Origin of the sequence: Pseudofulvimonas gallinarii, from assembly GCF_004343305.1 — a bacterium.
GTDB classification, from domain to species: Bacteria; Pseudomonadota; Gammaproteobacteria; order Xanthomonadales; family UBA2363; genus Pseudofulvimonas; species Pseudofulvimonas gallinarii.
Genome location: NZ_SMAF01000011.1, coordinates 68803 through 88496, shown reverse-complemented (window position 1 = coordinate 88496; position 19694 = coordinate 68803). Strand labels below are relative to the sequence as shown.

9 protein-coding genes, 2 pseudogenes and 1 other annotated feature are annotated in these 19694 nt (G+C 65.2%); of the genes and pseudogenes, 1 reads left to right on the top strand and 10 read right to left on the bottom strand.

Going from position 1 to position 19694, the window contains the following annotated elements; translation table 11 throughout:
* The first annotated feature begins 48 nt into the window (after positions 1-48).
* Positions 49-1281 (top strand): annotated as a pseudogene (locus EDC25_RS08975) (IS3 family transposase).
* Positions 327-443: a sequence feature (AL1L pseudoknot), on the top strand. Its footprint overlaps the pseudogene before it by 117 nt.
* Before the next feature lie 38 nt (positions 1282-1319).
* Here EDC25_RS08975 and EDC25_RS08970 read toward each other — a convergent pair.
* From EDC25_RS08970 to EDC25_RS08925, 10 genes and pseudogenes are all read right to left on the bottom strand, one after another.
* A pseudogene (locus EDC25_RS08970) lies at positions 1320-1589 on the bottom strand (helix-turn-helix domain-containing protein); the annotation flags it as partial.
* Between the two features lie 121 nt (positions 1590-1710).
* Positions 1711-6972, bottom strand: coding sequence for a choice-of-anchor J domain-containing protein (locus EDC25_RS08965; protein ID WP_132577433.1), 5262 nt, complete (start codon positions 6970-6972; stop codon positions 1711-1713).
* Positions 6973-7285: 313 nt separating this feature from the next.
* A complete protein-coding gene (locus EDC25_RS08960) occupies positions 7286-9202 on the bottom strand; it encodes a hypothetical protein (RefSeq protein ID WP_132577432.1) in 1917 nt (638 codons plus the stop codon).
* Positions 9203-9430: 228 nt separating this feature from the next.
* The gene (locus EDC25_RS08955; protein WP_123521471.1) at positions 9431-10621 is read right to left on the bottom strand and encodes a hypothetical protein; all 1191 of its coding nucleotides are present in this window, start codon (positions 10619-10621) and stop codon (positions 9431-9433) included.
* A gap of 31 nt (positions 10622-10652) precedes the next feature.
* Complete coding sequence (locus tag EDC25_RS08950; RefSeq protein WP_132577431.1) at positions 10653-11222, bottom strand: hypothetical protein; 570 nt, start codon at positions 11220-11222, stop codon at positions 10653-10655.
* Between the two features lie 71 nt (positions 11223-11293).
* Positions 11294-12904, bottom strand: coding sequence for a DUF11 domain-containing protein (locus EDC25_RS08945; RefSeq protein ID WP_132577430.1), 1611 nt, complete (start codon positions 12902-12904; stop codon positions 11294-11296).
* Between the two features lie 11 nt (positions 12905-12915).
* Entirely contained in the window at positions 12916-13518 is a 603-nt protein-coding gene (locus EDC25_RS08940) for a hypothetical protein (RefSeq protein WP_132577429.1), read from the bottom strand.
* Positions 13515-15437: a hypothetical protein gene (locus tag EDC25_RS08935; protein ID WP_132577428.1), complete on the bottom strand. Its 1923-nt coding sequence runs from the start codon at positions 15435-15437 to the stop codon at positions 13515-13517. The genes EDC25_RS08940 and EDC25_RS08935 overlap by 4 nt, the downstream gene beginning before the upstream one ends.
* A 103-nt stretch (positions 15438-15540) precedes the next feature.
* Positions 15541-17175 carry a multiheme c-type cytochrome gene (locus tag EDC25_RS08930; protein WP_165910891.1) on the bottom strand — a complete coding sequence of 545 codons (1635 nt, stop codon included), beginning with the start codon at positions 17173-17175 and terminating at the stop codon, positions 15541-15543.
* A gap of 138 nt (positions 17176-17313) precedes the next feature.
* Entirely contained in the window at positions 17314-19593 is a 2280-nt protein-coding gene (locus EDC25_RS08925; RefSeq protein WP_123522955.1) for a hypothetical protein, read from the bottom strand.
* Positions 19594-19694 lie beyond the last annotated feature (101 nt).

The window sequence follows — 19694 nt, the reverse complement described above, 5'->3', positions numbered from 1 at the left end:
AACCGCCCCGGGAATCGTGGAGGCTCCAACTCTTGAGAGAATGGAGCCATGAGCAAGTCGAAGCAGTTTTCCCCAGAGGTGCGTGAGCGGGCGGTCCGGCTGGTGCAAGAGCACCGGGCCGAGTACCCGTCTTTGTGGGCGGCCATCGAGTCGATTGCGCCGAAGATCGGCTGTGTCCCGCAGACGCTGTTGACCTGGGTGCAGCGGCACGAGATCGACAGCGGCGTGCGTTCCGGCGTTACGACGGCTGAGACCAAGCGCGTCAAGGAGCTCGAACGTGAGAACCGGGAGCTACGCCGCGCCAACGAGATCCTCAAGCTGGCCAGCGCTTTTTTGGCCCAGGCGGAGCTCGACCGCCGGCTGAAGTCCTGAGGGCATTTGTCGATACGCACCGGGATACGTTCGGGGTCGAGCCGATCTGCAGGGCCCTGCAGATCGCCCCGTCCGGCTACCGGCGTCATGCGGCTCGCCAGCGCGAGCCTGAGCGACGTCCGGCAAGAGCGCAGCGCGACGAGGCGTTGGCGCCCGAGATTCAGCGGGTTTGGCGAGCGAACCTGCAGGTCTACGGGGCCGACAAGGTGTGGAAACAGCTTGGCCGGGAAGGCATCACGGTAGCGCGATGCACCGTTGAGCGGCTGATGCGCAAGCAGGGCTTGCAGGGCGTCAGGCGCGGCAAGATCGTTCGTACGACGATCAGTGATCGCGGTGCGCCCTGTCCGCTCGACAAGGTCAATCGGCAGTTCCGGGCGGATCGACCGAACCAATTGTGGGTGTCGGACTTCACCTACGTCTCGACCCTGGCAAGGATGGTTGTACGTCGCGTCCGTCGTTGATGTCTTCGCCCGCCGAATTGTCGGCTGGCGCGTCAGCGATTCCATGCGCACCGACTTCGTGCTCGATGCACTGGAACAGGCGCTGTATGCCCGGCGTCCGGAACGTGATGGCACCCTGACCCACCATAGCGACCGCGGGTCGCAATACGTGTCCATCCGCTACAGCGAACGCCTCGCCGAAGCCGGCATCGAACCGTCCGTGGGCAGTCGCGGCGACAGCTACGACAACGCCCTGGCCGAGACGATCAACGGGTTGTACAAGGCGGAGCTCATCCACCGCCGCGGGCCATGGAGGACGAAGGCAGCAGTCGAGCTGGCGACGCTTGAATGGGTAGCCTGGTTCAACACGCAACGTCTGTTTGCGCCGATTGGCTATATCCCGCCGGCGGAAGCCGAGGCAAACTACTACCGGCGACTGACCGAAACCAGGGTCGCCGAAACCGTGTGACTTAAACCAAACAACCTCCACGAAAGCCGGGGCGGTTCAACCTGGCGCTCCTGGGCCGGCGTCAGCGTGCGGGGGCGACCCGTCGCCTTGCGGGACAGCAAGGCACGCTTGCCGCGCCCCTGGCCCTTCGCCCGAGCCAGGACCTTGTAGGCCCAACCGCGATGCAGGCCGAACGAGGCGGCAACGTCAGCCGGCGACTCGCCTTCGCGCATGCGATCCAGTGCCATGAGACGCATCTCTTCCAGCGCCGCTCGCGATACCTTGCGTCCGTCTCTCTTCATGTCGGGTTGGACAGCACTGGCGGACATTGGTTCCCTAATTTACTGACTTATGAGTAAGCGGTGCCCATAAAAAGGGCGGACCCGAAGGTCCGCCCCAGTCTAACGGGAACAGCCCGCGTCACGAGCTGTCCCGATTGTCGCGACCCGATCAGGGGATCGTGATCGCATTACCCGCCTTGTTGTACACGAAACGCGTAGCCGTACCCGGGAAGCCGTTCGGCCCGGTCGTCTGGAACTGGACATAACCGTAGTTCCAGGCGTTCGTGGACTCGTTCCAGAACTTCAGGCCGATGTAGCCCGAGGTACCGCCGATCCAGTTGGCCGTGTTCTGCTGTCCGGACGTGGTGAGCGGCGAGTCAGGTCCGATAGTGGCACCGGATTGCAGCACCGCGACCTGACTACTGCCCGGGGCGTCTGCCACGGAGGACTGATCTGCCACTTCGTCCGCAAAGACGTAGAAGAACATCACACCCGCCGTACCCGGGTACCAGTTGATGTCGGCGCCACTGTTCGAGCTATACGGGCCGAACTCACCCGTCACCATGTTGAGCTGCATGTCATCGCCGGTATTGATGACCAGGTTTACCGGGCCGCTGTCCACGATGTCCGGGTCAACAGCGGGACCGCAACCACCCGTACCACCTTCGAAACCATCGGCGAAGATGCAATCACCCGGGCCGCCGATAATGGTGGTCGACGTGGATGCGGTGTTGTTGCCCGCGTTCGGGTCCGGGTTCGAGGACGACACCGTACCGTTGGTAACGGCAACACCGTCACCCGCATCGACCGCAACGCTGACGTCCACCTGCAGAACCGCGGCAAAGGAGCCAGTGGGCAAGGTGCCGGCGGTGAGCTCGCAGGCCACGGTCTGACCGGCGGCGGCGCAGACCCAGTTGCCCGAGCCTTCGATCAGGCGGCCGGACACGAAGCTGAACTCGGCAGGCAGTTCCAGCTCGACCTCGACGTCGGCCGCATCTGCAGGACCGAAGTTCGCAACAGTCGCAACGATGCTCGCCGACCCACCGGCATCGACCGTGCCCGGAACGCTGAACAGGGTCAGCGCCAGATCAGCGTTGTCGTCGACGATTTCACCGACGATGAACGATACCGGGACCTCGACGACCGCTCGATTCGGATCGTTGCTGCGCACGCAAATACTGGCTTCGTGCAAGCCTTCCGGCAAGCCGGCCGAGTTCATCGTGACAGTCACGTCCTGGTCGGCACCGCCGGCTGCAATCGTTCCGCCCGTGGAGCTCAGCGTCAGCCAGGGGACATCAGCCGGATCGGAGCAGTTGCCACCAGCCACCGCGATACTGAAGCTCAGCAGCTCGGCACCATCCTGGATCTGACCGATTTCCGTTGCAGCACCGGTGCTGGTATCCACGGTGTACATGCGGCTGTTGCCACTGCCCATGTAGCCCGCCCAATACAGGATGCCGGTGGATTGGTCGAAGTCCATGTCCTGGGCGAAGTTCGCGTTCTGCCCCACCGGTCCGATGACAGCCTGGGCACCATTGGTCTTGTCGATGGCGATCAGGTTATCGGTGCCAATGTCGAGACCGTACATCAAGCCTTCCGGCGAGATGGCAATTGCGACAATAAGCTGCGCGCCCGAGATCGGGCCAACCTGCGTGGTCGCACCGGTGGACGGATTGACTGTCCACAGGATGTTGGTGCCAGCACCCGCCCCGCTCACCGCATACACGGTACCGGTGGTCGGATCCTGGGCAGCGCTGGTCCAGCTCGCACCGGCCGGCGTCGAAACGACACCAAGCTGGGTATGGGTGCCGGTTGCCGTATCGACGAAGCCATACGCGCCAACAGGCAGGATCGCACCCGTTGCCGGCGTTCCCGCGATGAAGAACTGACGACTGAAGTCGTTGTCCAGGAACGTTGCGGCATAGATTGTGCCGACAGCCGGGTCAACGATAGAGGTCAGCGCGCCGGGGACGGTGGCATCCAGCGACACGTAGTCGGAACGCGAGAAACCGGTATTCGTGTAGGCCGGGACACCCGTGGCGCCGCGCAATCCGGCGGCACGGCTTTCCTGACCACGCGATACCGACGCCTCCAGCTTGGCCAGAACTTCGGCAGGGATTTGCTCTGCCGCAGCCGACGCGGACGGATCGAACGGCGCGGCTACCGAGCGGTCCACGGCCGGGAAGTGCGCACGCGGATTGACCAGGCCAGCTGGTGCTTCGTCGATCGTGTACACCAGCTCGCCGTCGCCGGTATTGCCGATGGTCAGCGTCTCCGTAGCGCTGTCCCCTGGATCAACCGTGGCCGAAATTTCGGTCGGGTCGACAGTGATCGACGGGGCGGTCACAGTCACTTCGACCGGCACGACAACCATCGGGATCGGGCTGCCATCGTCCGCAGCGATACACAGCTCGGTGTTGTAGGTGCCCGGTGCCAACGTGTCGTCCACGCTCACGGTGACAGCCTGATCGGCCGAAGCTGCAATGGTGCCGGAGGTCGGCGCAACCGTCAGCCAGTCAACGGACGGATCCCAGCAGGTCAAAGGCCAGGCAGCCGAATCACGAGCGACGACTTCGACATTGTCGATCCACGCCCACCACGTCCAGCCGGACTGCCAGTTCCAGCGGATCTGGATCGTCTGGTTGGCGTACGCGGACAGGTCGATTTCCTGCTCGACTGGCGCACCCGGGTAACCCACACTGCCCGAATAGCTCTGAATAGACGTCCACGTGGCACCACCGTCGGTGCTGACATCGACGCTCAGATTCAGCGTGGACAGGTGTCGGTAGGACAGGTCAAAGTTCAGGGTTGCCTGGCCATACCCAGTCAGGTCGATGGGCGCAGAAACCAGTGATGCGTTGTACGTACCGCCACTGCCGCAGGCATCAGCATCGATTGCCGCACCCTGGCCTGTGCTACCCGGTACGAAACCGCTCATTGACGTGCCGTTGGTCTGGAACCACGGACACGCCGGGGTGCCGGTGTCCGTCAGGGTCCAGCCTGCCGGCGGGAAGGTACCCTCGAAGTCTTCCGATACGACAGAGACCATCTCCGGAATCATGTTCCAGTCGATGGCGGTACTGCCCTCGTTGCTCAGGGTGACCACTTCGGAGTCAGCCGTGCCAACTGGAACATCCATCACCACAGCCGCCGGATCGACGACCAGGTCGCCACTGCCACCGCCGCCCGTGGGAATGGTGATCGGATTTCCGTCACCGTCGAATGCATAGTTGACGATGGTAGCCGGGAAGCCGGTCGTTCCCGTCGTGGTCACATGAATATAGCCGTAGCAAAAGCCACCCGGGACCGGATGTGTAAGGCGGCCGTCGCAACTGAAACGCACACCCATGTAGGCATCGGCACCTGCCAGCCAGGCAGCACCCGGGTTGATGATGCCGGTACCCGTGGAGAATACCGAGGAAGGCCCAACAGTGTCGCCAGGCTGAAGCACTGCAATCGCCGCACCGTCGACGACGAACCGGGCCTGATACGTAGAGATGTAGAAAGCACGGAGTTGGCCACCGGTCGCGTAGAAATTGATATCCCACGGTCCGCTGATCGGGCCATTGTCGTCAAACGTCTCGGTAACGAAGTTCAGCGAGGTGCCATCGAGGGTTGCAGGAATAGGGTAATTCAGCTCGGCCGAGTAATAGATACCGTTGCTGCCACCGCCAGCTGTGACTTCCAGCGCAACCGGGACCGCCACACGCGGCGTAACCGGATCATCACTGTCAACACACAGCTGAGCCTCATACGTACCCACCGCCATACCCGCCGCATTCACGCCAATGGCGGAAGTCGCGCTTGCACCGGATGCCAACGCGCCACCGGTGTTGCTGACCGTCAGCCAGGGAATATCCTGCGGTGCATCGCAACCGGTCGGCCCACCACCGCCAGCAGGTTCCGCGTTGGCGGTGAGGATGAGGTGCACATCGGGGAAGCCGACGGCTGCGAATGTCGTTGGATTCGGGAGGCTACATGCAACAGAGGCGAGGAAGCCGGGATGGGTCTGTCCCGCATTGTTCGATCCTGGATAGAAGCCTGCAACGCCGCTGCTACTCGGAAGCGACACTGCTACCACAAGATCATTCGCCGTGGTGTCGGATACCGTACCTGTGACAGGCACGTTGACGCTGGTCAACGCTGTGCCAACAGGAATCGTCACGGTGTGTGTGCCAATCTGCGTCAGCGAAGACAAGGCCGGAATCGTGTCGACCGGTGTGCTGCTCGGCACCGTGTACAGCTGGACGGTAGCCTGCACGTCGGCGAGGTTGACGACTTCAACGCTGACGTCGACGCTGGTGATGTCCGCGCCACCCTCAAGCCCCGGATGCTCGTCGAAATAGAAACGGCGCAGGAATACGTTATCCGCTGTCGTGCCGCTCGCGCCGCAAGCAATACTGTGGGCCGACATCGGCACCGTGCTCGTATTCTGCGAAAGCGTCAAGCCGGCACCACGCGGGCTGATCGGAAGGCCAGTCTGACCCGCGGCAAGTCCGCTTCTCCCGAAACTGGCGTTAGAGTCAGCGTGGACAGTCTGGCCGAGAACGATAGTGCCCGCTCGCTTGGGCGCAACGGAGGTGGCCGCCGCTGCTTCAGCGATCGTCCAGTTCAACGTACTGCCGGCGGCCCCGGTGTTGCTGACGACCAGATTCTGGCTGCTGCTGGTGTCGGCAGGTACGCTGAAGTTGAAGTTAGTAGCGCTCAGACCAATTTCCGGGTCGCCGCCACCACCGCCCCCGGGGATGGTGATCGCATTGCCAGCGGAGTTGTAGACATACCGGGTGATCGTGGCCGGGAAGCCGTTCGGGCCCGTAGTCTGCAGCTCGACATAGCCATAGTTGAACTGGCCGGTCACCTCGTTGCGGAAGTACAGGCCGACATAGCCGGACGCACCATTGACCCAGTTCAGGCTGTTGTTCTGACCGGAGCCTGTCAGCGGCGAAGACGGGCCGACAACGGTTCCTGCAGGAAGGTTTGCCACCTGCGAGCTGCCCGGAGCGTCGGCAACCGAGCTTTGCCCGGTAACTTCGTCTGCAAACACATAGAAGAAAAGCGCTCCGCCGGTGCCGCCAGCATAAAGGTTGAAGTCCGCACCGCTGTTCGAAGACCACGGACCCCAGAAGCCGGTCACCAGGTTCAGCATCATGTCGCCGCCTGCGGGCACCACCAGGTTGACCGGTCCGCTGTCGACAATGTCAGGATCGCCAGCAACCGAAATCGGTTTCCTCGACGTGACGGTTTCGACGGGTGTGGTGGCAACTCCCTCCCATGGCAGCCTTGACGATGTGTTGGCTGCCGCGATGGTGCTTAAGGCAGCGACATGGGCAGCCCGCTGAAAGGTTGTCTGCGCCGATGCGGTCGGCGTCAGAAGGAATGCCTGGCTGGCGACTATTGTCGCGAAGCCAAGTCCTAACAGACTTTTGCGCATGTTCTACTCCCTTATTGCTCGAAGGAATGACACTGAGGACTCGCGCCGTACACGGTCGCGGAGACACGGCAAACTTAACAGCAGCCAACCGGCGCCGCAAGCGCGCCCTAAGGGGTTGATCCAGGAAATATTTTCATTCCCCGGGACCGGCTTGCCGGCGAGCCGGGCATGCATCCGGTCAATTCGCCATGCCACCGCCTCCGAACAGGGACGGCCCCGGTTACGCGGGGCGCCTCCGTATCAAGCAACGAAGGCCAAGGGATTCCGAGTCGGCACGCGGCCCGCGACGCGCGACGTGCAACCAACGCACAGGTCAGCGCACCAGCAGGCTGGTGCTGGCGCTGGCCATGTCCTCCGGCGGGGAACGGCCGTAGGCGGGGTTGTTCCAGAGGTCGTAAAGGAAGGCGCCACGGGTCTGTCCCTGCGGACCGACACTGAACGGCCGGCCCGGGCCGTCCGAACACATCAGGTTCTCGCCCTGGAAGCCGCGTTCGTCGGCCTGGTTCTTGAGGAAGCGGATGTAGTCGTCGCTGGCGATCTGGAACCGCAGCGTCGCTGTGACCATCACCTGGCCGCTGAAGCTGCCGGGCAGTGGCGCGTTGTAGGTGACGACATCGTAGTTGGCCAGGGCTGCCGAACCCGGCGCAGCCGGCGGATAGGCCAGGCCGACCGGGCGGATCTCCAGGTTCGAACCGCCAGTGAAGCCCAGCGGCGGAATGCGGTTGTCCTTGGCGATGCAGTTGTTGAGCACGAAGTGGAACTGCTTGCGGCCCTGCCCGTCGACGATGTCGCAGGTCTGGGTGGCCGGGTTCCAGATGCCCTGGAGCGTCTCGTAGACACGCGTCTGCGCATCTTCGCTCAGCTCTCCGGTTGCCGGATTCCAGTAGCCGTTCTGCCACAGGATGTTGTTGGCGCCGTCACGAACCACGACGTGCAGCCACATGCGGCGGCCTTCGGCGTAACCGGTCGGCAGCTTGTGGCCGGCGAGGTTCGTCACCTTTACGGTGATGCCGAGCTGCCCGGGTGCGCTGACGGTGGCCGACGTTTCGACCGTCGCGCTGCGCTCCGAGAGCATGTGGCGGGCGAGATCGACCGTGCGGTCCAGTGCATCCGCCGTGGTATCGCCGATGTTCAGGGCATACAGGTCGCGGATCATCGGCGGCACCCAGGTGTTGCCGCCGACGAACTCATGCACCGGCAGGTTGCCGGCGCGCGAGCCCGGATCGTTCTGGTTGCAGGCGGTCGCCAGCGGATCCGGCGAATTCGCCATGTGGCAGTCCTGGCAGGTCGCGCCGCGCTCCAGCTGTGGCGTGAAACCGAAGTCGTCGCCCATGCGGTTGCGGAAGATCACATCGGCGTAAGCGCTGTGCCGCCATTCGCTGAAGGTGCGCTCCAGCGGCATCGGGATGCCGGTGTCGCTGCCGTCGGCGAGGATCAACGTCTTCGCCGGACCGTTGCTGGTGATCGGCGTGGTCACGTCGTGGCAGACGCCACAGACTGAACCGCGATCGTGGAAAGACGAGTATTTCCAGGTGTGGCCACCCGGCGGCAGGCGCGTGTCGCCGGCGCCGTAGTCGTAGGGTCCGTAACGGCACGGCCCTGGCTGCGTGCCCTGCGAGTTCTCGCAGGTCGCGTTGTCGTCAAGCCAGAAATTGCCGCTGCCGGGCGGAGCGATCTCGCCGTTCGGGCCGGTCTCGGTCAGGCGATGGCAGAAATGGCAGGTGACACCGCCGTAGTCGTTCGGCGACATGTAGTAGGCGGCGTCATGCTGGCCCTCGAGCAGGCAGCCATCGGCGCCGTCCACGAGCGTGCCGATGGTCGTTTTGCTGACGCGGCCGTCCAGCCAGCCCTGCGGCGTATGGCATCGCAGGCAGTAATCGCCTACGCCGGGGATGTCGGCGTTGGCGACATCGAGGGCGGCCCAGAACAACGGGTCGCGCATGGACTGCGCCATCATCGAACCGGACCAGGTGTTGTAAGGCATGAACTCGGTCGGGTTGGTACCCGGCGACCACGAAGCGTGGCAGCCCGAACAGGCGGCATGGTCCTCGACCTGGTGGACGAGGCCGGGCTGGGTGCCGTGCGGCGTGAAATCGACGGGAGCGCCCGCAGGCGGGTGGCCAGCGGAGGCGGACCAGGTGAGACCCGCCGCCAGGGCCGCCATGCCGGCAACCGCAACGACTGCAAGAGTCAGCCAGCGCGCCGCGCCGGTATGTCCACGCATTTTCATGTTCTCGAACCTTTGGACACCACCGGCACCAGGCCGGTGATTCTTTTCACCCGTTCACGGACGCTGCAACGGTGCCACCCATTCCGGCGAGCCGCGTGAGGGGGCGATGGCGGCAGCTCCACCCCAAGTGTAACGGCGTGCAGCCATTCGCGACCGGACGGAATGCGTGCGCTGGGCCACGGCTGCCAGCGACGCCTGGCGGCCGCAGCGCATGGACGAGCCCGCAGCTCAGTGGGCGCCACCGGGCACCGTGACCGGCGTGCAGCCGGGCATGCCTGCCGCGCATTCGAAGTCGTGCTGGAAGATGACGCCCAGGTCCTCGCCCCAGTCGCCCAGCGGCACGAACACCGGACCGGCCGACTTGCAGAGCATGGCATCGACACCGGCGGTGTCCTTCACCGCGGCACGGTAATAGATCACCACATCGGTTCCGGTGCCGCCGGGGCCGGCGAGGCTTTCCCCATTGGCAAGGGCACCGTGGTTCATCGCGCAGGCGCCGAGCGGATTGTTCGCCAGGTCGCCGTATTCGCCCGCCTTGTAGGCCGTGGCGATCACGTCGGTCATGTGGAAGCCACGCCCGGAATCATTGGCAGGTATGTCGTAATCGCGTGCACCCGGGACGATGCGGTAGCCGCGACCGGTCTGGCTGTTGCGCACTTCCCAGGTCCGCTCGGTGCCGCCGGGACCGCCGGTCTGGCTGCGCAGGCTGGTGAACTCCGTGCCCTGCACCACGTCGTTGATGCTGACGACATTGTCGTCGGCACCGTCGATGTCGAAATCCAGGCGCCAGTAGTTGTGGTGCCAGTGCGTCGTCGTGTTGCTGGTGTTGTTGTAGTTGCCGAAGCCGAACACCATGTCGAAGCCGCCATTGGCATAGAAGATCGCCCGCGACGTGTAGTAGTACCAGGAAGCGTTGTACTGCGACGTCAGCACCACATGGTCACCCATGTCCTCGATGGAGATGCCGCTGAAGCAGTCGGCACCGGTGCGTCCGGGCAGCTGGAACGGACATGCGCCGTAGGATTGCGTCGGGTGGTTGGAGCGGTCGCAACTGGTGGTGGCAAGGAAACCGGCCGGCTCGCCCAGCACGTTGCGCACCTGCGGTTCGGCCACGAAGGCGACGTCGCTGTCCTTCCAGTCGCGGTAGCAGGTGGAACTGGTGTATTCGGCGAACAGCAGCGGCGAGTGCGCGGTCTTGAGCACCGGAATACCGCGGAAATGGACATCGCGCAGTTCCATGCCCGAGCCCTGGGGCCCGGCGCTGTCACCCGGTTTCAACCAGCACATTTCCCAGACGGGCTTGTCGGCCGGCCAGCTCAGCTTCGATTCGCCGGGCGCATTGCAGGCCGGCGAACCGGCGAGGACCGGCATCGCCGGCAGCATCAGGACCAACAGCCTTGCAACGATCGAGCTGGACATGCGCGCTTCCTCGACTGGCAGGGGATCGACGTCAATCGTCGATCATGACGGGATCGAAACGGGGATAGGCGACACGCGACGACTGCAGGTCGACGAGCGCCTGGGCGATCTTCCTGCGTCCACCGTCCAGCGAGACCAGCACGTAGACACAGCGGGATTGCAGGTGGCACAGCGGATCATCCGGAAGCATGTGGATGAAACCGCCCTCGAATTCGGCGCCTTGCACCGCCACGGTATCGGCAAGTTCCGGATGGCGGCGGACCAGGTCGACGGCGACGTCGAGCTCCCGGTCGGTGGCACGCAGGATCAGCCCGGGCTTGTCGGTGCGGGCGATCAGCATGCCCTCGGGCGTGCTGATGCGCTCCACCGCCACGGCGCGGTCATAGTCCCAGCCGTGCTCGACGAACTGGCGCTGCACGCCGCCCGCGGACTTCACTTCGTGGTGGAAGGCGTGCGCGACAACAAAACCGCTCAGTGCCGGCGATGACGCCGATTCGGCGTCATGCGCCGGGTGTAGCGGTCCGGCATCGCGCACCGGGCCGGCCGCGCAGGCGGCCAGTGCGATCGAGGCGAGCAGGACTGTCGACCTTCGGAACTTCACGGGTTCTGCACTCCTCCCATGTCGGGCGGACCCGGAATCCCGGGCCCGCCGTTCGGTGGCCGCCCGTACCGTCAGAGGCAGCCGGGCGCGCCGGCACGACATTCGAAGTCGTGGCCGAAAATGGTATCCAGATCGACCGCCTCGATCGTGGTGAACACGGTAGCGGCATTGTTGCCCGTGTCCGGATCGGCCCACTGCGAGGAGCCGACCGTCGCCTGGCTCTCGACCGTACCCGACGTCGCATCCGGGTCGACATCGAAGTCGACATGGAAGGCCGCCTCGTGGCCCGCGGTGATCTGACCGACTTCCATGGTGCAGGTCACGCCACCGCCCGCCTGTGCGCAAACCCAGTCGGTCGCGCCACGGAAACGCAGCGACGACAGCGTAAGCACGGCCGGTACCGACAATGTCACTTCGGCTTCACTGACATCCTGCGGACCGTCATTCGACACGGTCACCGAGAACCGCACCACCGCTCCGGCCTCCACCGGCTCCGGCGTCGAGATCACCGCGACGGAAAGGTCGGCTTCCTCGGCGGGCTGGCCGCCCTGCCCCCAATCACCCACCGGCACCAGCTGCGGACCGGCGGTCTTGCAGACCATCGAATCCTGGGGAATGCAGGGATTGCCGGCGCCACCGCAGCCGATCGGCCAGTTGTTGGCGGTCGAGTCGCGCACGGCGACGCGATACCACAACACCGCATGCTTCTCCAGGATGTTCTCGCCATTGACCAGAGCGTTGTGGTTCATGCCGCAGTCGCCGAGCGAATAGTTCGGGTTGTCGCCGTATTCATTGGGCTTGTACAGGGTGGCCATGAAATCGACGTTGTGGAAACCGCGACCGGACTCGTTGGTGCCGACCAGGTAGTCGTTGGCACCTGGCACCAGCTCGTAGCCGCGACCCGTGCCCGGATTGCGCACCGCCCAGGTCGTGCTGCCCGGGGCGCCGCGCACATCGTGGAACTCGACCGTCTGGTCGACGCCGTTCACGGAAACGATATGGCTGTCCTGGCCATCGATGCCGAAATCGAAGCGCCAGTAGTTGTGATGCCAGTGGGTGGTGTTGCTGAGCGTACCGTTGTTGTTGCCGAAGCCGAAGGTCGGCTCGATCACGCCGTTCTCGTAGAAACGGATGCGCGAGTCGTACATGTACCAGTCGGCGCGGTACTGGCTGACGAAGCGCACCTGGTCACCGAGATCCTCGATGACGACGCCGTCATTGCCGGTGCAGGAATAACCGCCGCCGGTCTGCTGCTGGAAAGGACAGGTGCCGTAGGAAGCGGTCGGGTGCTGCGACACCGAGCACGAGGTCGCTGCCAGCCGGTTCATGTCCGGCGGTACGCCCAGCGTGTTGTGCGTGCTGGTATGGGCCAGCGTCGGCGTACCCTGGTCCTTCCAGTCGCGGTAGCAGGTGGAAGTCCGGTACTCGGCGAACAGCATCGGCGCGTGGATGCGGCGTGCAACCTGGATGCCGCGGTAGTGCACGGCGCGCAGCTCCAGGCCCGATCCGCGCGGGCCGATGCTGCTGTTCGGCGGCAACCAGCACATTTCCCAGAGCGGATCACCGGCGGGCCAGGACATCAGCGTGCCACCTTCGACGGCGCAGTTCGGGGAAGCCGCCATTACCGCCGGCGTCGCGGTCACTGCCAGCAGCAGCGCAGGAATCATCTTGAAGAAACGCACGGGTCTTTCTCCTACGGGGCCTTCTTGGCCGGCGTCTTGTCGTCGTAGAACGGATGGACGACCCGGTCACTGACCAGGTCGACCACGGCATGGATATGCGGGATGGAGCCATCGCCCCTGGAAACGATGTAGCGCAGGCAGCGCGAGTGCAGCCCGCAATAGGGATCGTCGGCCTCGCGGACGACGAAACCGCCGCTGTGCACCAGCAGGTCGGGCTGCTCCATCATCGGACCCAGCTGCGGATGCGTCCGCACCAGTTCATGCAGACGCGCCTCCTCGGCGGCATTGGCGCGCAACGATTCGGCCTCGAACACGTCCTCGGACATCAGCCTGCCCTGGACATCGAAGATGCGGCGCACGGTGGCGGCACGGTCGTAGTCGAAGCCGTACTCGACCTGCTGCTGGACGTCCCTGCCGTCGATGCGCACGACATCGGAATAGCGCCGGGCGAGCTGGAAGCCGCGCAGGCGGCCGGCCGGATCGGCGGCGCTGGCGACGGGCCCGGCAGCGTGGCCCGCGGCGTCGGCCGGCGGCGCGCGCGGCGGCGTGCCGGCACAGGCCGCCAAGGCGGAAGCCAGCAGCAGCGTCATGATGCGGACATGCGGACAGCTCATGGCGTCACCACCGTGTTCGCGGTGTGGCTGGCCATGTCCTCCGGCGGCGAGCGCCCGTAGGCCGGGTCGTTCCAGAGGTCGTAGATGAACTGGCCACGCGTCTTGTCCTGCGGGCCAACGGTGAAGGGGCGTCCAGGCCCTGTGCTGCACATCGTGTTCTCCGGTTGGAAGTTGCGTTCCACCGCCTGGTTGTTCAGGAAGCGGACGTAGTCGTCACTGGCGATCTGGAAACGCAGGGTCGCGGTGACCCTGACGTCGCCACTGACCGTGGGCGGGACGGGCACCACGTAGTTCGCGACGTCCTGGTTCACCAGCCGACCGGAACCGGGCGAGGTTTCCGGATAGACATGGCCGACCGGCCGCGTTTCCAGGCTGCCGCCGCCGGTGAAGCCCAGCGGCGGGATGCGGTTGTCCTTGGCGATGCAATTGTTCAGCACGAAATGGAATTGCGGGCGGCCCAGGACATCGGTGGTTTCACAGGTCTGCGTCGTGGTGTTCCAGATACCCTGCTTGGTTTCATAGACACGCGTGTGCGCATCGACCTGCAATTCGCCGGTGGCCGGGTTCCAGCCGCCGCTTTCCCAGAACGGCGTCTTTCCGTCGCCTTCGTAAGCGGCGACGTGCAGCCACATGCGACGGCCCTCGGCATAGCCGGTGGGCAGCTTGTGGCCAGCCAGGTTGGTGACGCGCACGGACACCTGCAGCTGGCCGCTCCCGGGCACGAAGGGCGCCACCGTCGTCTCGACGCGGGCGCTGCGCTCGGTAAGCATGCGGCGCGCACGCGAGATGGTGCGGGTGAGGTCGTCGACGCGGTCATCGATGACGCTGAGCGCCGCACCGTATTCGCCACGGATGATCGCTGGCACCCAGGTATTGGCACCGACGAACTCGTGCACGGGCAGCTCGCCGGCGCGGGCGCCATCCTCATGGAAGCCGCAGGCGCGCGCAGCCGGATCCTCGGACAGGGCCATGTGGCAGTCCTGGCAGGTGGCGCCGCGATCCAGCTGGGGCGTGAAGGCGAAATCGTCGCCCAGCCGGTTGCGGAAGATCACGTCGCTGAAGTCGCTCTGTCGCCATTCGGTGAAGGTGCGTTCGATCGGCATCGGGATGCCGCTGTCGGTACCATCGGCAAGAATCAGGGTCTTCAGCGGACCGGCACTGGTGGTCGGCGTGCTGACATCGTGGCAGGTGCCGCAGACCGGTCCCTTGTCGATGAACGACGAATACACCCAGCCGTGTGGTGCGACGCGCTTGTCGCCGGGGGCGTAGGTGTAGGGACCGTGGCGGCAGGGGCCACCATACGTCCCCTCCGGCGTCTCGCAGTTCAGGGCATCGTCGATCCAGAAGTTGCCGTTGCCGGGCGGCGCGATCTCGCCGGCGGGGCCGGTCTCCGTCATCCGGTGGCAGAAATGGCAGGTCAGGCCGGCGTAGTCGTTGCCCTTGCCCTCGAAGTCGGTATGGTCGCCGGTCAGCGCGCAGCCGTCCTCGCCGGAAATGTAGCCGCCACCCGGTGTCTTGCTGACACGGCCTTCCAGCCAGCCGGTCGGCGTATGGCAGCGCAGGCAGTAGTCACCCACACCGGGCACGTCGGCATTGGCGACATCAAGCGCCGCCCAGAACAGCGGGTCGCGGGTGGCGTGCGCCATCATCGAGCCGCCCCACGTGTTGTGCGGCATGAAATCGCTGGCATTGCTGCCGTTGAAGTCGCGGTGGCAGCTGAAACAGGCGGACGGCGATTCCATCGCACTGAGCAGGCCAGGCTGGGTGCCGTGCGGCGTGAAGTCGATCGCGCCCAGCGTGGCCTCGCCGCGCCCCGCGGCCGACAGCGTCAGCGTCGCGCCGAGCGCGGCCGCGCCGATGGCGGCGACCGCGACCAGGGACAGCCAGCGCGTGGCGCCGACGTTACGGAAAACATTCATGGATCTCTTCCCTCATCCTGGTCCATGCGTTGCAAATGCGCGACACCCGACATGCCTGCCGCCGCGCGGACCTCCAGCTGGCACCGTGCATCGGCCACCGAAGTCATCGCGCGATCTCGAATCCGTCCGCGAACAGCCCGTCGGCGACCGGCTCCAGCGCCAGTTGCAGCGAACGCTGCTGGACCTGGATCTCCACCGGCATGCCGCCCGGCGTCTGTGTCCAGCCCTTGGTGACGGCCAGCGCGCGCCAAGCGCGGCGGTAAAGCAGGCGCGCGGTGATGCTGACCTCGGTGTTCGCAGGCAGGCCAGCCGGAATGGCGAAACGGTACTGGCTGACATCGGTGTGGCCGGACGGAATCGTGGTGTTGCTGGCCGCCTGCTCGGCATCGATGAACAGGACCGGCCGCACGACTTCGCCGACCCCGTTGATGCGGCCTTCCAGCACCTTGGCAAACCCCTTGCCCGGCCAGCCGGCGTAATCACCCGGCTGCTCACCGGGCACGTCATCGCTGGCCCAGAACGGCAGCACCGGGCCGTGGACCTGCTGCAGCGGCACGCCGCCGACGCGCACGTCGAGCACCACCAGCGCATTGCGGATGTCGATGCCGGTGGGGAAATTGTGGCCACACTGGTTTTCGACCTCGGCCGTGAGCAGCAAACCTGCCCCTGACTGCTGCGCGGCGATACGCAGGTCGATGTTCTCGCTCAGGCGCTGCGGGGTGGCGCCGGTGAACCGGTGCGTACTGCGCTGGCTGGCCGGCCGCTGTGGTCCCTGCGAGCCGATCTGGCCTGCCGTGGTTTCCTTTTCCATGTGGCAGTTCTGGCAGGTCCTTCGACCCGGCCCCGGCTGCGCGTAGGGCGAAGCCAGCCACTCGGTGTAGGTGCTCTGCCCGGGTGCACCGGTTTCCGGGTTGGTGTACTGGTGGCAGGCGGCGCACAGGCGCGGATCGGAATGCAGCGGCGAGTAGTGCGCCTGCATGATGCCGTTGTCGACATCGGGCAGCGGACCCCAGACATAAAGATGTGTCGGCTGGCCACCCTGCAGGAAGCGGTAGTCGGTCTTTCCGAGATGGTTCAGCGCGTTGATGTGCGTGGGGTCGACGTCGGCAATCTGGTGGCAGGCCAGGCAGGAGACGCCATTCAGTCCGGCGGGCGTGGCCACCTCATCCAGGTAAACCTCGCCGGGCGTGAACACGTCTTCCATCGGCGCATGGCAGGCCGCGCAGAAGCCGGTGTGGCCGGCATCGTGCGTGTCGCGGAAGACATACCCCGCGCTGCCGCCGGCGGTGCCGGTTCCGGCGTACAGGTCCAGCACCCAGGGATTCACAGCCGATCCGGCATGCCGGGAGGTCAGCCACTGCTGGTGGTAGCGACTGTGGCAGGTGTTGCAGGTCTGCGCCGTCGGTGGCTCGTAGGCCACGTTTTCCATGTCCGGTGAACGCAGCAGCGGCAACTGGAATCCGCTCAGGCCATCAAAGGCCTGCACAGCGTTGACCAGGTAGTTGATCTCGGACTGCGGATCCCAGGGAACCGCAACGCCGATCTCCACGACTCCGGGAACGCCGTTGAGCGGCAATGTGTAATGGCCATCGGCATCCGTCAGCACACGGCCCAGGTCCGGACGCGCCCGCACCGACACGATGGCACCTTCGATGGGCTCGCCGTCAACGATGTCGACGACCCGTCCGCTGATGTCCGCATGCGCGCGGCCCGCCTGCAATGCGATCGCCAGCGCCATCACAACGCAGCACGCAAGCACGGAACGGAACATTGTCAGGACATTCATTACAGGCAGCAGACCGGAAAGAAACCGTAACGACCGGGTTCGGGACACCGTGGCCATTGCGGCCACGGCGTCCCATCCATCCGCGACCGGTTACCGGTCCGATCCTCCTCCCAGGTTTTCAAAACCGTTGCGGAAGATGAGGTCGTTGTTGCCCAGGAACGTGGCCAGCACCTGGCAGGCAGCCTGAATGTTGGCGGCAGACCAGTTGCCACCGCCATTGTCGACCGGCGTACAGGTATCGCCGACGACCGACTGCACGTCGAAGCCTGCCTGCGGCGTCACCGTGAAGGCCGCCGTGCCACCAGCCGCGACATTCTGGCTGGACGGCGAGATCGAACCACCCGCTCCCGCCGTCGCGGTCACAAGATGCTGGACCGGACCCCCAGCCACGCCCGGCACCATCATCGTGGCCTGCAGCACATCGGGGCTGCTGCTGTCGGCGACACGCAGGCCGACAGCGGCGACGCGACCCGGGTCCGGCGCCACGTTGGTGACCAGCGAGAAGCGGTACAGCGTGCCCCAGTTCAGTTCGTTGCCGGCTGGCGCGGTCCAGGTGACGGAACCGCCCGTGCTGCTCGCCGTCCAGTTGTTCGCCGCGTTGATGTCGATGTCCGCGAAGTGGTTGGCCGGGTCGATGTGCACCGGCGCGCTGCCGACGGGGATGGTGAACGAATCGAAGCCCAGGTTGCTCAGGACACGCAGGTTCGGCGGCGTGCCCTCGGTCTTCGCGCGGGCGAAGTCGAAGTTGTGCACGGCATAGTCATAGCGGTAGCAGGTACCGCTCAGGCCCGAACCGGCCGGACAGGAGGCCAGCGCCTTGGTCTTGACGGCAATGCGGACGTGGCCTTCCTGGTCGTCGATCTCGACGTTGCGGGTCGGGTTCGCCGCGGGGTCCACCCAGGCATTGATGAGCGGGCCGAGGACGTTGGCCCCCTGCGCACCCGGGGTCCAGGCGCTGCTGCCGGCCGCCGGCGCGATCGTCTTGTGCATCATCGTGTTGTAGATGTTGATGTCGTCCTGGACGATGTACCAGGAGTCCGAGTAATACGACGCACCCGGCACCGACAGCTGTGATTCGCGGACAACCAGGCGGTCGCGATAGCCGTTGCTCGAAACGGAATTCGAGGCGCCGTCGCAATTGGTGTCGAAGATCGAACCGCAGCGTCCGAACCAGCCGCTGGCAGGCAGGATCTCCGTGCGCGGACCGAGGTCGTCCGGCGCATCGTTGTTGCCGGTGCCGTAGGTGTCGCTGCAGTTCGGGCTCAGGATGTGCCCGCCGAACGGGGCCGAGCAGCCACCATTGGTCGTCAGCCAGGCGTGCTTGACGCCGGAGGCGGCGATCTGCTCGAGCTGGCCATCGACAATGCGATACAGGTTCCAGATCAGGTAGGGGTGCTGGTCGGCATTTGGGTACGGATAACCCCAAGGGTTGCTGTTGCCGGTGAACTTCTCGTACCACGGCACGTCGGCCGTGTGCGTGTTGTTGGTGTTGCGCAGCGTCGAACTGGGGGCGAACACCACTTCGCCATCGTCGGGACCATTGCCGTCGCAGCTGCCCGTCCCGGCGCTGGAGCGGCAGCGCATGAAGGTCATCGAATAGTTCTGCATCAGCACGTCGGCTTCGTAGATGCCGCCATCCGGGTGCTCATCGCCGTGGAAGCAGGGCGTCGCGCCACGCACGCACGGGGCGCCACGGACCTCGGCGCCTTCCGGCGCTGCCGAAGCGCCCATCTGGCCCGGGCCCTGCGTGCGCAGCGGGCTGAGGAACTTGAGTTCACCCACGAATGCGCCGGCCAGGCCTGGCGCGCCGACGCGAGCCGCGAAGGCCTGAGTCGCATTGAGGTCGGCGGCGCGCAGGTGGAAGCGCGTGTTGTCGTCGATCACTTCCCACATCATGTGGTTGACGTAGAACCACACCTCGCCATCGTTGCCGATGACGTCGAGGTGCATCGGGTTGATCGGGCTGACGCGGACTTCGAAGCCGTCGTAGTCGATGCGGCTGCCATCGGGCAGGTTGACGTGGAAGCGGCCATCGACGTGGATGGAGCCATCAACGAACCGGGTCAAGGCGCCATCGCGCGCGGCGAAGCGGATGCCGCCCTGTTCGCGGATCGCCATTTCCGAACTGACCGCATCGTGCTCACGGAAGGCCAGCACATCCCCGGGCGCACCGACGGAGACGCCGAACAGCTCCAGCAGGCTGGTGTTGAAGCGCAGCGTTGCCGTACCGCCGTTGAACGACCAGGCATCGGCGGCGACGAGTGCCTCGCGCTTTTCCTGGTCCGTGAGGCTGTCGGGCGTGGCGGCCAGAGCGGCACCGATTGACAAACACAGCAGCACCAGCGTCGGCGCCGTTTTGCGGACGATCATGGTTGACCTCGGCGGGTAGGAAATGGGCTTGAACGGAAGGTGAACGGAACGAATATGCCTGACACTAGCACATCCGGCCGTGGTTTTTATGTGCCGCGCAC

Excerpts from the sequence above, each read along its gene's own strand:
- EDC25_RS08925 (WP_123522955.1), bottom strand. The coding sequence starts at position 19,593 with ATGATCGTCCGCAAAACGGCGCCGACGCTGGTGCTGCTGTGTTTGTCA.
- EDC25_RS08965 (WP_132577433.1), bottom strand. The coding sequence starts at position 6,972 with ATGCGCAAAAGTCTGTTAGGACTTGGCTTCGCGACAATAGTCGCCAGC.
- EDC25_RS08940 (WP_132577429.1), bottom strand. The coding sequence starts at position 13,518 with ATGAGCTGTCCGCATGTCCGCATCATGACGCTGCTGCTGGCTTCCGCC.
- EDC25_RS08955 (WP_123521471.1), bottom strand. The coding sequence starts at position 10,621 with ATGTCCAGCTCGATCGTTGCAAGGCTGTTGGTCCTGATGCTGCCGGCG.
- EDC25_RS08930 (WP_165910891.1), bottom strand. The coding sequence starts at position 17,175 with ATGGCGCTGGCGATCGCATTGCAGGCGGGCCGCGCGCATGCGGACATC.
- EDC25_RS08935 (WP_132577428.1), bottom strand. The coding sequence starts at position 15,437 with ATGAATGTTTTCCGTAACGTCGGCGCCACGCGCTGGCTGTCCCTGGTC.
- EDC25_RS08960 (WP_132577432.1), bottom strand. The coding sequence starts at position 9,202 with ATGAAAATGCGTGGACATACCGGCGCGGCGCGCTGGCTGACTCTTGCA.